At 62.3% G+C, this 13,329-nt stretch carries 11 protein-coding genes; 4 read left to right on the forward strand and 7 right to left on the reverse strand.

Annotation, left to right across the window (positions count from 1 at the left end):
* Positions 1-9 precede the first annotated feature (9 nt).
* Positions 10-1,206, forward strand: a complete 1,197-nt coding sequence (locus tag HCN58_RS00130) for an alpha/beta fold hydrolase (RefSeq protein ID WP_235983279.1) — start codon at positions 10-12, stop codon at positions 1,204-1,206.
* A gap of 114 nt (positions 1,207-1,320) precedes the next feature.
* On the opposite strand, the gene HCN58_RS00135 is transcribed toward HCN58_RS00130, so the two are convergent.
* The 3 genes from HCN58_RS00135 to HCN58_RS00145 are packed head-to-tail and all read right to left on the reverse strand — an operon-like array spanning position 1,321 to position 4,218.
* On the reverse strand, positions 1,321-2,319 hold the full coding sequence (locus HCN58_RS00135) for an SIS domain-containing protein (protein WP_171577376.1): 999 nt from the start codon (positions 2,317-2,319) through the stop codon (positions 1,321-1,323).
* Between the two features lie 11 nt (positions 2,320-2,330).
* Positions 2,331-3,275 carry an N-acetylmuramic acid 6-phosphate etherase gene (locus tag HCN58_RS00140; RefSeq protein WP_171577377.1) on the reverse strand — a complete coding sequence of 315 codons (945 nt, stop codon included), beginning with the start codon at positions 3,273-3,275 and terminating at the stop codon, positions 2,331-2,333.
* Between the two features lie 19 nt (positions 3,276-3,294).
* Positions 3,295-4,218, reverse strand: coding sequence for a glucosamine kinase nucleotide-binding domain-containing protein (locus HCN58_RS00145; RefSeq protein ID WP_171577378.1), 924 nt, complete (start codon positions 4,216-4,218; stop codon positions 3,295-3,297).
* Between the two features lie 118 nt (positions 4,219-4,336).
* Here HCN58_RS00145 and nagA point away from each other — a divergent pair, with 118 nt between their 5' ends.
* Together nagA and HCN58_RS00155 are read left to right on the forward strand one after the other, a co-directional pair.
* Positions 4,337-5,515 (forward strand): N-acetylglucosamine-6-phosphate deacetylase, encoded by a 1,179-nt coding sequence (gene nagA / locus HCN58_RS00150; RefSeq protein WP_171577379.1) that lies wholly within the window; start codon positions 4,337-4,339, stop codon positions 5,513-5,515.
* Positions 5,516-6,718 carry an aspartate kinase gene (locus HCN58_RS00155; protein ID WP_171577380.1) on the forward strand — a complete coding sequence of 401 codons (1,203 nt, stop codon included), beginning with the start codon at positions 5,516-5,518 and terminating at the stop codon, positions 6,716-6,718.
* Positions 6,719-6,765: 47 nt separating this feature from the next.
* Here HCN58_RS00155 and HCN58_RS36685 read toward each other — a convergent pair whose 3' ends face one another.
* Positions 6,766-6,894 (reverse strand): hypothetical protein, encoded by a 129-nt coding sequence (locus HCN58_RS36685; RefSeq protein WP_283814519.1) that lies wholly within the window; start codon positions 6,892-6,894, stop codon positions 6,766-6,768.
* Positions 6,895-7,258: 364 nt separating this feature from the next.
* On the opposite strand from HCN58_RS36685, the gene HCN58_RS00160 reads away from it, so the two are divergent.
* Positions 7,259-7,930 (forward strand): DUF1579 family protein, encoded by a 672-nt coding sequence (locus HCN58_RS00160; protein WP_171577381.1) that lies wholly within the window; start codon positions 7,259-7,261, stop codon positions 7,928-7,930.
* A gap of 282 nt (positions 7,931-8,212) precedes the next feature.
* Here the strand turns inward: HCN58_RS00160 and HCN58_RS00165 are convergent, their stop codons facing one another.
* From HCN58_RS00165 to HCN58_RS00175, 3 genes are all read right to left on the reverse strand, one after another.
* The gene (locus HCN58_RS00165; RefSeq protein ID WP_171577382.1) at positions 8,213-9,523 is read right to left on the reverse strand and encodes an HlyD family type I secretion periplasmic adaptor subunit; all 1,311 of its coding nucleotides are present in this window, start codon (positions 9,521-9,523) and stop codon (positions 8,213-8,215) included.
* Positions 9,520-11,280, reverse strand: coding sequence for a type I secretion system permease/ATPase (locus HCN58_RS00170; RefSeq protein WP_171577383.1), 1,761 nt, complete (start codon positions 11,278-11,280; stop codon positions 9,520-9,522). Before HCN58_RS00170 ends, HCN58_RS00165 begins: the two co-directional genes overlap by 4 nt.
* 176 nt (positions 11,281-11,456) lie before the next feature.
* Positions 11,457-13,280: a PQQ-dependent sugar dehydrogenase gene (locus HCN58_RS00175; protein ID WP_210265813.1), complete on the reverse strand. Its 1,824-nt coding sequence runs from the start codon at positions 13,278-13,280 to the stop codon at positions 11,457-11,459.
* Between the last annotated feature and the right edge of the window lie 49 nt (positions 13,281-13,329).

Raw genomic sequence — 13,329 nt, forward strand, 5'->3', positions numbered from 1 at the left:
AGCTGGACCATGCGATACTTCAATTCCGTTGACCGCTGGCGGCGCAAATGGATGCCGAATGCGCTCGTCGCCGTGGCTGTCCTTGGCTTGGCGGGAATAGCGTCGGCCCAGACGGCATTTTATGATGCGCCGGAATCGTTGCTCGCCGGCGCTCCGGGCACCTTGGTGCGGCAGGAGCCGATGGACGGGGCTCCGCTCGGCGCCTCCACCTATCGCGTGCTATATCGGTCGACGGGGCTGAACGGCCGGCCGATCTTTGTATCCGGCGTCGTCATTGTTCCGCAAGGCGCGCCCCCGCCCGGCGGTCGTCCGATCGTTGCTTGGGCACATCCTACATCGGGCATCGTCCCGCGTTGCGCGCCGTCGCTCGCCATTTTTCTGTTTCAGCAGATCCAGGGCCTTCGCTCGATGATCTCCCGTGGCTTCGTCGTGGCGGCGACCGATTATCCGGGGCTCGGCACGCCGGGCCCGCATCCTTATCTGGTTGGTGAGAGCGAAGGTCGCGCCGTGATCGACATCGTGCGCGCGGCACGCTCCCTTCCCCGCGCAGGCGAGGGCAGGGGCTTCACGGTGTGGGGACATTCGCAAGGCGGGCAAGCCGCACTCTTCGCTGGGATGATAGCGAACGCCTACGCCCCTGAGCTGAGGCTTCTTGGCGTCGCTGCGGCGGCGCCGGCAACGGACCTCGCGACGCTGATGAGCGACGATATCAACTCGATCGGCGGCAAGAACATCACGGCGATGACGCTATGGTCGTGGCACCGCGTCTACGGAGCCGTCATCGACAACGTCGTCGATCCGCGCGCGATGCCCGCGATCGACAGGCTGGCGCGAGAATGCATCGAAGGGCCTTTCGATCTGATCGTCAGGCAGAGAACAGAGAGGCCGCTCGAGCAATATTTCCTGACCGTGCAAGACCCCGCCAAGACAGAACCTTGGCGCTCGCTTCTCGAACAGAACAGCACAGGCGTGCTCTCCCCTGAGATCCCCATCTTTCTTGCCCAGGGGACCAATGACCAGATCATCCGGCCCGCGGTTACCCAGGCCTACATGGACAAGCTTTGCAAGGCTGGCAGCAAGGTCAGGATGGTCACCCTGTCCGGTATTGGCCACGGACGCGCCGCGCAAGCGAGCACGATGGCGGCGGTGAACTGGCTGACTGATCGTTTTGCCGGGAAAGTACCTCCGGACGACTGCGTCAGATAGGAGCTACGAGGAAACGGCGATCTGCTCGATGCGCATAGACAGCTTCACGTTCTGGTGCGAAACTGGTGCGGCGGTGCTCCAGCTTTCGGTCGCCAGCCAGCGATCAGTCGGCTGTCAAAACGTCTCGGTAATCTTGCTCAGGCGAGGGGGACGATCCGGGTCAAATCCGCGGGCGCGCGCCGTCTGCTCGATCATCCGATAGGCCGGAACGAGCATGGTGATCGGGTCGGTGGCGGGGTCATCCTCGGCCAACCAGGGCAGCGAGCCATGCGGTCCGCCGCATAGATGCAGCGCGATCTTTTGCTCGCGCAATTCTTCTGCCAGCGCGTCCACCGTGGCCGCCGTTTCATCCATCAGGCGCATCATGAGAATCGGCGTGCGCGACGATAACGCGGCGCGCGGCCCATGCTGCAACTCGGCGGCGCTCAGACCAATGGAAGGCAGGCGCAGGATTTCCGAAAGTTTGAGCGCGATCTCCCGCGCCGAGCCTAGGCCCAAGCCCCGCGCAGCCACAAATACAGCTGATGCCTTGGCGAGATCATCGGCAATCTCGGACCAGTCGAGCGCCAGCGCGCGGTGCAGGCGCTCGGGCAGCCTGTCGAGGGCTGATCGCAGCGCACGATCTTGCGCCAGTTCGGCAACAAGTCCGGCGCCAGCGGCCATCGAGCCAATCACGGTCTTGGTCGCCGCTACGGAGTGCTCTCGGCCGGCTTCGATCGGAACGACGAACTCCGCTTCGTCGGCCACCGGCGACGACGTCGCATTGACGATGGCGATGGTGCGAGCGCCCGCGGCGCGCGCCGACCTGGTCGCCGCGATAAGATCCGGGCTGCGCCCGGATTGCGAGATCACGATGAACAGCGCACGGCGCAGCATCAAGGGCGTGCGAAATGCCGTGATCACCGAAGGAGCGCTGGCTGAAACGGGAAGGCGAAGCCGCGTCTCGACAAGGTATCTTAAGAAGACCCCGGCATGCCCAGAGCTTCCCCGGCCGCACACGACGCACAGGGGGGCGGAGCCAATCCCGATTTGCTGTGCGATGTCGCGCATGGCGGGGCGGCTACGAGTAATTTTGGCGACGACGTCCGCGCTTTCCCCGATTTCGCTCGCCATCGCGGATGTCGTCACGGCTCAACCGCTCCGCCTTGCTTGCGCGGCGCCGCTCCCTTGGGATGCCGGTCGCGATCCTTGGCGAGCTCGGCAAACACGCGCCGAAGGTTGCCGTCACAGTTTTTCAGAATGGTCTCGGCATCAGCCCTGTCGACACCCGACGCCAGAAGGCTTGCCGTCTTGATGTCTCCCTCGGCCTGCTCAAGCGAGCGTGCCGCGTGCGACGGATCACAGTGCGCGATTTGCGCCACCATGGCCTCGGCGCGCCGCTTCAGCTTGGCATTGGTTGGCTGCATATTCACCATCATGCCGCGATATACCCGGCCAAGGCGCAGCATGATCCCTGAGGAGATCAGGTTGAGCACAATCTTCTGCGCGGTGCCCGCCTTCATCCGCGTGGAGCCGGCGATCAGCTCGCGGCCGGTCTCGATCAAGATCGGAAACTTTGCTGACGCCAGCAGTGCGGTGCCGGGATTGTTGGCGACACCGATCGTCACTGCACCGAAAGAGCCTGCCTGCTGCAGCGCCGCGACAGTGAATGGCGTTGTCCCGCTGGCGGCAACGGCAATCACCACGTCGTGCGCTGTGAGCCGCGCGGCATTGATCTGCCTGACCGCATCATCGACATCATCCTCCGCGCCCTCGATGCTGGTGACGAACGCGCTGTCTCCGCCGGCGACGATGAAGCGGACGCGCTCATTGGGCCAGGCGAAGGTCGGCATCAGCTCGGCGCCGTCCTGGACCGCCACACGGCCCGATGTGCCGGCGCCGACATACACAACGCGTCCGCGATCGCCCAGCGCCGCCTTGGCCGCTTCGGTCGCCGCAGTGATCGCGGGAAGGGCATGGCCGATCGCCGCGACTGCCGCAAGCTGGCCCTCCCACATCGCTTCCATCGCTGACGTCAGCGACCATGCATCGAGATCGGCAAAGCGGGGATCGACTTCTTCAGTGGCCATATAGTTGATCCATGCGCCATCAAACGCGGAACTTTGAAGCCTGTTCATGGTCAGCTTCTCTCTTGGGCACGTCAAGCCGCCGTCGCGCCACCAGTAACGCGCCGGCCGCCGCGTCGGCGTCAGGACACCTCAAGCGGGCGCGCAGGTCAGGCGTCAGCCAAGGCGTAATGGCATCCGCGAGTCCGCCTACCAGCGAGAGCCGCTCAATTCCTCTCGCCAGAAATAGATCAAGCAGATCGCCAATGGCATCGGCCGCGCGTTCGACAATGCGACGGCCGACCGGATCGCCCTGATTGGCGTGCCGCATCACGATCGGCGCGAAGGCAGCGTAGTCTGTGGCCCTAGCTTCTTCAGACCAAGCCACCGCCTGATAAGGATCATGATCGAATGCGCCCAACACCTCTGAAAGCAACGGGGTCAGCTCGCCGCGGCGATCCGCGGCCCGCAACGCCAGTCGAACAACCTGCAGGCCGATGTCGGCACCGCTTCCTTCGTCCGACACGGGAAAGCCGTAACCGGCAAGACGGATTTCGCGGCCGTCGATCAGGCCGACCCCCACCGAGCCTGTGCCGGCTACCACAATGGCCCCGTCCGCGCCGCTATGGGCGCCGAGACAAGCCGCCAGGCCGTCGCTGATGAAGATGACGGACGCAAAAGGATGCGCGATCTTGTTGAACGCCGCTTGCGCGCCCCGGCGACCAAGACCGGCAAGGCCAATTCCGGCGTGCATCCGCGCGAAATCCTCGCGCGTCAGTCCGGCCTGTGCGGCTGCCGCTTCAGTGGCCTCCATGATGGACCGCCAAGCCTTCTCGAAGCCAATTCGCGTCGTGGCAGGCCCCGAGCTCGCTGCACCGAGTACCTTGCCGTTTTCGTCCTCGATCCGGGCGCGGCAGCGGGTTCCGCCGCCATCAATGCCGAGATACGTGGTACCTTTTGTTCCCATGGAAAGTTAACGCGAAGGTTTCGCTCCGGGTCCTCCCAAAGCCCCTTGGTGTACGTATGAAGTCTTGGTACGGGAATCGCCTCACGAGTCCGTGACTGTCATTGTCGGATCAATACTGATGGGCCACGCTGGTTCTTCCTCTCTCACGATTGCCGCGCAGCACATCTTTGATGGTGCCGAGATGCGCGGGCCGGGGTCGGTCAGGATCTCGCAGGGGCGGATTGAAAGCATCGCCTTCGGCGAGGCGGAGGCGCGCGGCTCAATCCGCGCTCCCGCAGACGCGATCCTTGCACCCGGATTCATCGACATCCAGGTGAACGGAGGCGGAGGCGTTCTTCTCAACGACCAGCCAACGGAGGCTGGCGTTCGACGCATCGTTGAGGCACACCGCAAGGAGGGAACCACGGGCTGCTTGCCGACCCTCACCACCGATCGCAGCGAGGTCATCGAGCGATTGGCTGCAGTCGCCCAGCCTTGTCTGAAGATTCCCGGCGTTCTCGGCTTTCATCTGGAAGGACCGGCCCTCAACAGGTCTCGCAAGGGCATTCATCCGGAAGCCGAGATACGCGTGCCCGATCGGCGCGATCTTGCCGCGATCAAAAGTTTTGGGGGCCGCGGCCGCTCCATGGTGACCTTGGCCCCCGAATGCGTGCCCGCGTCCATGATCGATGAATTGATCGGCGCCGGGTTGCGTATCGCGGCCGGCCACAGCGACGCCACCGCAGCCGAAATCGGGCAGGCGGTCGATCGCGGCGTCTCGGGGGTCACCCATCTGTTCAATGCCATGTCGCAGTTGAACGCCCGGGAGCCGGGGTTGGTGGGCGCCGCGCTTGAGGATGACCGGCTGTTTGCAGGGATCATCTGCGACGGCATTCACGTTGACCGCGCCGGTTTGCGTGTTGCTTTCCGCTGCAAGGGACGCGATCGATTGATGCTGGTCACCGATGCCATGCCGCTGGCGGGCACGAACGACCGGCAATTCATGCTGCAAGGAAGGCAGATCACGTTGCACGAAAATCGTCTGACTGGCCCCGATGGCACACTCGCGGGCGCTCACCTCACCATGATCGAGGCGGTGCGCAACGCTGTTGCGCTGCTCGGAATCTCCCTTGTCGATGCCCTCATCATGGCCTCTCGGACGCCTGCGGCATTTCTGGGCCTTGCGTCCGAGCTTGGACGGATCGCGCCCGGATACCGCGCGGACCTTGTCGCCTTCAATCCGAACTTTGAAGTTGTCGGCACATGGATAGGCGGTGTCGGTTCGATGGGCGAGGCGAGCGAAGCTTCTCGAGGCTAGATGCGCAACCATCCCATCATCGTGCAAAAATATGGCGGTGTCTGCCTTGAAACACCGGCGAAAATTCGCGCGGTTGCCCGCAGTCTCGCCGACCTGCATGGCCGTGGTCATCGTGTCGTGGCGATCGTCTCCGCCATGGGCAAGACCACCGATCAATTGATCCAGATGGCTTATCAGGTAAGCCCGACTCCCAATCGCCGTGAACTCGACATGCTGCTAACGACCGGTGAGCGCATCAGCATGTCCCTGATGAGCATGGCGCTTTCCGATCTCGGCGTGCCCGCGATCAGCTTCACCGGCAGCCAGGCCGGCGTGATGACCGACGACTCCCATTCCTCCGCACGCATTCTGGATGTACGGCCCATTCGCGTGCGTGAGGAACTTGATCGTGGGCGCGTCGTGGTGCTGGCAGGATTTCAGGGCGTGAACCCGGCGACCCGGGAAATCACCACGCTCGGCCGCGGCGGCAGCGACACCACGGCCGTTGCGATGGCCGCGGCGCTGAAGGCCCGACGCTGTGAAATCATCAAAGAGGTCGACGGAATTTGTTCGGCCGATCCGCGCATCGTGCCGGATGCAAGGCCCCTGCGGCGGGTGGACTTCGCGTCCCTGTCCGAAATGTGCTTCTGGGGTGCAAAGATCCTGCATTTTCGCAGCGTAGAGCTGGCGCAAAGCCAGGATGTGCCTCTGGTTCTCAAGCAGTGGGGTGGCGTTAAACACAGCACCCAAGTGATGAAAGAGATTACAGGCATGGAAAACGGAAAGGTTCTGGCCGTCAACTCGACGGCTCGCATTGAGCATGTGGAAATCGATTCCAAAGATCTCAATCAGGGTTTCGAGAAATTCGCGGAGTATCTCAAGCAAAACAGCCTGTCCTGGCCGCAGCTCCTCGCCTCGAGCTTCACCGGGGGGAAAACCAGCATGACCGTGGCCTGTGATTCAGAGTGGCTCGATGCCCTGTTGCGCACGCTGGAGCGAAGCAAGGATCTGCGCAAGCAACGCGAAGCTTCAAGCTCGGTGAGTCTCACCTGCTTCGGCGGCGTTTCGTCGGAATTGCCATTCAGGGCGTTGCAGGTTCTCGCGCAACACGGGATTGTCCCCGACAAGTACCTGTTGTCGCCGCATTCGGTCAGTCTGTTTGTCCCTGTGGAGGACCGGGAGGCCGCGGTTAAGGCGTTGCATTCGCTTGTCCACCAAACATAGGGCTGTCGCGCAGGTCAGCCGTTTCGATATGCAATCGCCAGAGATGGTTACGGCGCGAACTTGTCGTTGATGCGCAGCTGGCGGCCGGGCCATGAAAGCGCGGCGGCGGCCAGCCAGCAGCAGTTCTCCGGATATCCGGTGCGGCGCCGGCTCATGTTGAGGGAAAAGGGAGACAACCATTTAATTTCGCTGGTGGGCCCGGCAGGACTCGAACCTGCAATCAGACCGCTATGAAAGCAGTTCCCTATCGGAAAATCCGAGCAAAATCAGCATTTCTCGTCAAATTGTACACGTTCATGCACGTTTGTTTACGGGGTTTCGGTGGGGTTTCTAGTCTCAGAGACTGTAAGTGGCCCGCCTTCGCCCTTACAGGCATCGGCGCGGCCTTCGCTACGAACTGGATTGCCGAGCCATAGCTCGCGGAGCGAGCAAAGGCTGGAACAAACGGCGCGACGCAGTCGTTTCACGGTCGATACCGTGCGCCATCGATGCTGATCCTCTTGTTGGCGCGATCGCTCCCGAAATGATGGCGGAGGCGGCATGACGAATCATCGATATGCCCACACGTCCCTCAAGGCACATAGTTTTAAAGCGCTCGGCGTCGCCGTGGCGGTGTCCGCCGTCATCTCCGGCGTGGCGGCGCAGGACAAGTCTGCAGACGCGGAACGCGTTCCAAGCTTCATTCAACGCGGTCAGCCGGGGCATGAGCATCGTCAGCTGGATCCGCTCGTCGGCAGCTGGAAGGTCGAAGGCAAGTGGATGGTGGCGGGTGGCACTCCAGAAAAACCCATTCAGGGCGAAAATCTTCGCACGACGCGCCAATGGGTCGCAGGCGGCCGCTTTCTTCACGATGTCACTGAGGGGTCAGTCGGTGGTTCTCCATATTGGAGAACCGGCTATCTCGGGTACAGCAACGTCGACCGGCGCTACGAATGGATTACGTTGGATGCAACCAACAGCATGTTCATGGTCTATCAGGGCAAACCCGGCTCCAAAGTGTTGAATATGTCGGGCAAATTCACGGACCAGGGGCTTCTTGGAGAAAAAACCGTTGGCAAGCGCGTGGGTCAACGAACCGAAATCGTGATCGAAAGTCCCGCGCGCCATATAATCCGACTGTTCATGACCCCGCCTGGGGGTCGAGAATTTCTGGCGAGCGAGATGATCTACACGCGCGCTTCGAAGGGCGCGGATGCAGCCGCACAACGCTAACTCAGTTGACAACCACAACTGGATGTCGCTTCGTCAACTCAGACTCGCTCCGCGAGCGCATCGAAAAATGCCTCCACTGCTAACATGGGTCTGCCGCCATTTGTGGGGACCACGAAAGAACGACTCGGCTATCCCATTGATTTCACTGCGGCCCGTTTTTTTGAGAACGGCTCGATTTGAATTTAAGAACGACTCGCGGGCAGCCAAACTCGTCGGGCGGTGTTTTCATTTTCCGACTAGCTCGGGAAAATCAGATCAGGATTGCGTGCTGAGGCATGTTCACTATCGCTCGCGCCACGCCTTCATGATTTGATCCGAGACCGGCTTGACCAGGTACGACAGCGCCGTGCGCTCGCCAGTCTGGACGAACGCCTCGACCGGCATTCCCGGCACGAGCTTCAGGCCCTCGAGCCTCGCAATCTCGTGATCTGGCAGGCTGATTCGCACGGTGTAGAACCCCGCTCCGGTCTTTGGGTCCTGCGTGACATCGGCCCCAACGCCGAGCACCTCGCCGTTCAGTTCGGGTGTCGTGCGTAGATTGAATGCCGAGAAACGGAGCAACGCGCGCTGCCCGACCCGGACCTGGTCGATTTCCTGAGGGGCAATTCTGGCTTCGACGAGCAGCGGGTCGCTCTCGGGCACGATCAGCATGATGGGGTCGCCCGGGCTGATCACGCCGCCGACCGTGTGCACGGAAAGCTGATGCACCCGGCCGTCCTGCGGCGCACGAATGTCGATGCGCATCAGCTGGTCCTCGGCCGCGATCCGCTTTTCCACCAGCTCCGAGATCTTGGCCCGGATCTCGCCGAGCTCCTTGCCAACCTCGCTGCGGAGGTCCTGGTCGATCTGGAGTATCTGCAGCGCCGTCTCGCTGATCTTGCCTCTGGCCTCCGCGGTGGAGGAGATCAGCGCGCCTCGTTCGCCGTGCAGCCGCGCTGCGTCGCGTTCCAATGCCGTGACCCGATAGATTGGTACGAGCTTGCTGCGCCACAGCTGCCGAACGCCCTCGAGCTCCTGGTGGATAAGCTCGATCTCGCGCTGCTTGGCGGTGACCTGCTCGGTCATGCCGCGGATCTGCTCCTGCACTTGGCCAATACGCTCGTTAAGCTGCGCCTTCTGTCCGGCGCGGGCAGCGCGGCGAACCTCAAATTGTGTACGCTCCCCTTTCAGGACCGCCGCGACGATGGGGTCGGAAGAGCGCCTTTCGAGCTCATCCGGGAAACTCAAAATCTCGCTGCCATCCCGTTCCGCCTCGAAGCGGGCCTGCCGAGCCGTGAGTTCGGTCAAATTCTTGACCACGATGGCGAGGTTGGCGCGCGTGACCGTTTCATCGAGGCGTACGAGGATCTGGCCAGCCTTCACGGGATGCCCCTCGCGCACCCGCAGCTCGCCGACTACGCCCCCGGTTGGGTGCTGCACCTTCTTGACGTTCGAGTCGACCACAATGGTGCCGGGCGCGATCACGGCGCCCGCGAGTTCGGTTGTGGCCGCCCAGCCACCGAGGCCGCCAACCAAAACGATGGCCGCTGCCATCGCAATGCGAAGCTGGCGACGGATCGCGGGCAGCGCCTGGCCTGTGAGCGCGGCATTCATGGGGTGGCGCCTTCCGCGATCGCTTGGAGAGGGACGGGCTGAACCGGATTCGGCGCAAAGAGCTTTCTTGCGATCTGGTCCCTGGCCCCCAGCGCTTGCACACGACCTTCGGCCAAGACCAGCAGTTGATCGACGGTCGCGAGCGCGCTCGCCCGGTGTGCGACGACGATAACAATGCCACCACGCGCCCGTACCGCCATGATTGCTTGGGTGAGCGCCTGGTCTCCCTCGCCGTCGAGATTGGAGTTGGGCTCATCAAGCACGACCAGGAACGGATTGCGGTAGAGTGCTCGCGCCAAAGCAAGTCTTTGGCGCTGGCCAGCGGATAGATACGTCCCGCCGTCACCGATCGGCGTGTCATAGCCGTCGGGCAGCCTGAGAATGAGCTCATGAATGTTGGCTGCCTCGGCTGCCGCGATGATCGCTGCCGGGTCGGGCTCCCGTTCGAAGCGAGCGATGTTCTGCGCCACTGTCCCGGCGAACAATTCGACATCCTGCGGCAGATAGCCGATGTGCTGGCCAAGCGATTCGGGCGTCCAGCGCTCGATCGCAGCGCCGTCGAGCCGCACGGTACCTTGCGCGGGCGACCAGACGCCAACAATCGCACGCACGAGCGAGGATTTACCGGAGGCGCTGGGACCGATGATGCCGAGCGCCTGGCCCGGGTTCAGGGCAAACGACACCTCCTGAACAACGAACCGTCGTCCGCCCGGGGGCAGCACCGACATGGATTCAACCGCGAGCGATTTGCTGGGCGGCGGGAGCGCCATCGGCTGCTCTTCTTCCGTGAAGAAGGTCGACCATTGCCTGAATCGTTTCAAACTTTGCCGGGCCGTGACGAATCCTTTCCAGTGTGCGACAGCGAGTTCGACCGGCGCCAGTGCTCGAGCGGTTAGGATCGACCCTGCAATAATGACCCCGGCGGTCGCTTCCTGGTGAATCACCAGATAAGCGCCCACTCCGAGCACCGCCGACTGCAACATCAGGCGGAGCACCCGCGAGATTGCACTGAGGCTGCCTCCGATGTCGGCGGCGCGTTGCTGGCTCGCGAGGCACGCCCCGCTCGCCTCGTCCCATAATCGTGTGAGGGGTACGCCCATGCCCATGGCGCGCAGTACCTCCGCATTGCGCCGGCTCGCTTCGGCAAGTGCGTTGCGCTTGGCCGTATTGCTCTCGGCCTGTCTGGCGGGCGATCGCGTCAGCACGTCCGCCAGAATTGTCAGCGTGATCAGAACCAGCGCGCCCGCAAGCGCTGTCGCACCGATCAGCGGGTGGAACAGATAGCAGATCCCGAGGTAAATCGGCATCCAGGGCAGGTCGAAGAGCGCGGTCAGCCCGAGTCCGGATAGAAAGGCGCGCGCCTGATCAAGATCGCGCAGCGGCTGCAGACCATCGCCGCCGGATGACGCGGCCTTGAGAGGCCAGCGGATAATGAAATCGTAGACCCGCGAGCGCAGGGTCTCGTCCAGCCAGCCACCGAGCCGGACTAGAACCCGGGCGCGCACGACGTCCAGGATGCCCTGGAATATGTAAAGACCGAGTGCCAGCACGGCGAGGCCGAGCAGTGTTGGAATGCTGCGGCTCGGCAGCACTCGGTCATAAATTTCCAGCATGAAGAACGAGCCGGTCAGATAGAGCACGTTCACCAAGGCGCTAATTAGGGCGACCCCGACTAGTGCGCCGCGGCACGTGCGCCATGCCGACGCTAGGTCCGCCTGCCGGCCCGGCGAGATGGAGCTGGAGAGCGAGCGTGCCAATTCCCACCTCCTCTGAAACGGGCCTGGCTTGTCGATCGACTCACATACCGCCGCTGCCGTGTCAGGCGGTTCGCCGCTGTTTCCGACCGACTGGCTGCAGGCTCCGTTGCTGTGTCCAAGAACCACACCCCAGCGCTGTCTGGCTTGGCCTCACAGCACCGCAGGAAAAGCGCACTTTACGCCAACAGCGCACCATCGTGGTGATGAAGCGGATCGTTCGGATCATTGGTGTTTGGGGAGAGGATCCACACCTTTCCGGTCCCGGGTTCTTCCAGGTTGAGCCCCGGCTCGAACACTCCGAAGTCCACGATGAACATCGTGCCATCCTGGAATTTTATGTCTATTGGCTTGTTGAATCCATTCGGGTCGAAGATATCCTCGACCGTGTTGCTGGTATGGGTGATGAAATCGCTCACCGCCCCGGTGTCCCTATCAACCTGAACGACCTTGTAGCCAACCAGGTTCTGTGCCCCGGTGATCGGCACGAATGCACCGGTCTCCGCGACAAACAGATCTCCCACTGAACCGAACTGAGCGTTCGACGAGAAATCGAACTTGTTGGCCGATGAGTGATACTCGAATTGGGCAACAGCAGGTTCGACCTGCAAGCTGCTCCGGAAGTTCTCATCCAGGACAAAGCCCGGAGGAGGGATGGGCAGCTCGCCTTGCGCGAACAGAGGATCGGTGACGGGCAGCACAGCGCCCGTATTCGGATCATGGAAGAAGTCCGGCCATCCGAAAAACTCCGCCGTCCCGCCCGTGTTCACGACGAACAGATCGTCGAAGTCGTTCGCGATCGGCCGCGACTCGACCACTTGCAGCCCGTCCAACACAGCGGACCGGATGTCGGCGCCGTTGTTGGTCGCAAACAGCAAATCGGGGTTGAACGGGTCAAAGCCGATGCCGAAGGGATTGCGGAATCCCCAGCCCTCGAGCCGCAGGGTGGACGCGGGATCATCGGCCGTCGGATCAAAGGAATAGATTGCCGCATTGCCTGCGATGATCCCTTGTTGTGGGTCATCCGGCGTGGCAGCGGGAATGACGGTGCCCGGTGCGATCGGGCCTGAGCCGAACGGCATAAACGGCGCCGTTACTTGATTCTCCGGGTTGAGCCCGGGCACGGAAACGGGGGCATGGAATTCGGTGCCGTTCAACACGACGTGCTGTGCTGCGAAATCGTGAAAGTCGGGGAATTGCGAGAGCCAGCCGGTCACGAGCTCGTTGTCTGGCCCGACAACACTGGAGTTCGTGGCGCTTCCCTGTGAGAAATACAGGCGGCCCGAAGCGTCAAAGGTGATCTCTTCGGTGTAATGGTCCCCGGTGGACGGCAGGTTCGTCAACACAGTCGTGAAGGTGTCGACCGGATTGGCGGGATCGAATTTCGAGATAGCGCCGACCAGCCAATCGTTGGCGCCCACCTGCCGGTGCGCAACCCAGATCTCGCCGTCATGGAAGGTGATATCTGTGATTGGTCCGGCCAGAACGCCCGTGGGGAGTTGGCCGCTCGAGAGCACTGGGTTCGGGTGCCCATCGGGACCGATCTCCACGATTTGAGGCACCGTGTTGGGTGTGGCTCCTGACTCGCTCACCCAGACATGGTCGTTCGAGAATGTGACCGCGGTCGGAAACGTCAAACCGGTCGCGAAAGCCTGCAGTGAGAAGCCGTCGGGCACGACAACGTTCTCGGGCGTCGACTCGTTGTCGTTGTGAGCACCAGTTTGGGGGCTGCCGTTCGCTCCCTCGTCACCATTTCTCGGAGCGTCATTGTGGTTGGCGACTTCAGACTGCACGGAAGCGGCGGTTACGAGGCCATTCGGTTGGGTTTGGCCAAAGCGCCCGAGTATGCCGTCGAGTATAGAATTTACGTGAGGGGCATTGAGGTTGGCGGTTTCAGACCGCGCGGACGCGGCGGTTACCAAGTCATTCAATTGCGTTTGGCTGAAGTGCCCAAATATTCCGTCGATTGCAGAGTGTAACTGAGCATCGCTGATTGCTTGCATAGTAGCCTCCTCCGCTAAGAGAATTGGGCTAACTAAAACGAAGCAAGAA

Source organism: Bradyrhizobium australiense (genome assembly GCF_013114825.1).
Taxonomy (GTDB): domain Bacteria; phylum Pseudomonadota; class Alphaproteobacteria; order Rhizobiales; family Xanthobacteraceae; genus Bradyrhizobium; species Bradyrhizobium australiense.

What these genes read in the sequence shown, in the direction of transcription:
- HCN58_RS00155 (WP_171577380.1), top strand. Translation starts at nt 5,516, where the DNA reads ATGCGCAACCATCCCATCATCGTGCAAAAATATGGCGGTGTCTGCCTT.
- nagA (WP_171577379.1), top strand. Translation starts at nt 4,337, where the DNA reads ATGGGCCACGCTGGTTCTTCCTCTCTCACGATTGCCGCGCAGCACATC.
- HCN58_RS00175 (WP_210265813.1), bottom strand. Translation starts at nt 13,280, where the DNA reads ATGCAAGCAATCAGCGATGCTCAGTTACACTCTGCAATCGACGGAATA.
- HCN58_RS00130 (WP_235983279.1), top strand. Translation starts at nt 10, where the DNA reads ATGCGATACTTCAATTCCGTTGACCGCTGGCGGCGCAAATGGATGCCG.
- HCN58_RS00145 (WP_171577378.1), bottom strand. Translation starts at nt 4,218, where the DNA reads ATGGGAACAAAAGGTACCACGTATCTCGGCATTGATGGCGGCGGAACC.
- HCN58_RS00135 (WP_171577376.1), bottom strand. Translation starts at nt 2,319, where the DNA reads ATGGCGAGCGAAATCGGGGAAAGCGCGGACGTCGTCGCCAAAATTACT.
- HCN58_RS00140 (WP_171577377.1), bottom strand. Translation starts at nt 3,275, where the DNA reads ATGGCCACTGAAGAAGTCGATCCCCGCTTTGCCGATCTCGATGCATGG.
- HCN58_RS00160 (WP_171577381.1), top strand. Translation starts at nt 7,259, where the DNA reads ATGACGAATCATCGATATGCCCACACGTCCCTCAAGGCACATAGTTTT.
- HCN58_RS00165 (WP_171577382.1), bottom strand. Translation starts at nt 9,523, where the DNA reads ATGAATGCCGCGCTCACAGGCCAGGCGCTGCCCGCGATCCGTCGCCAG.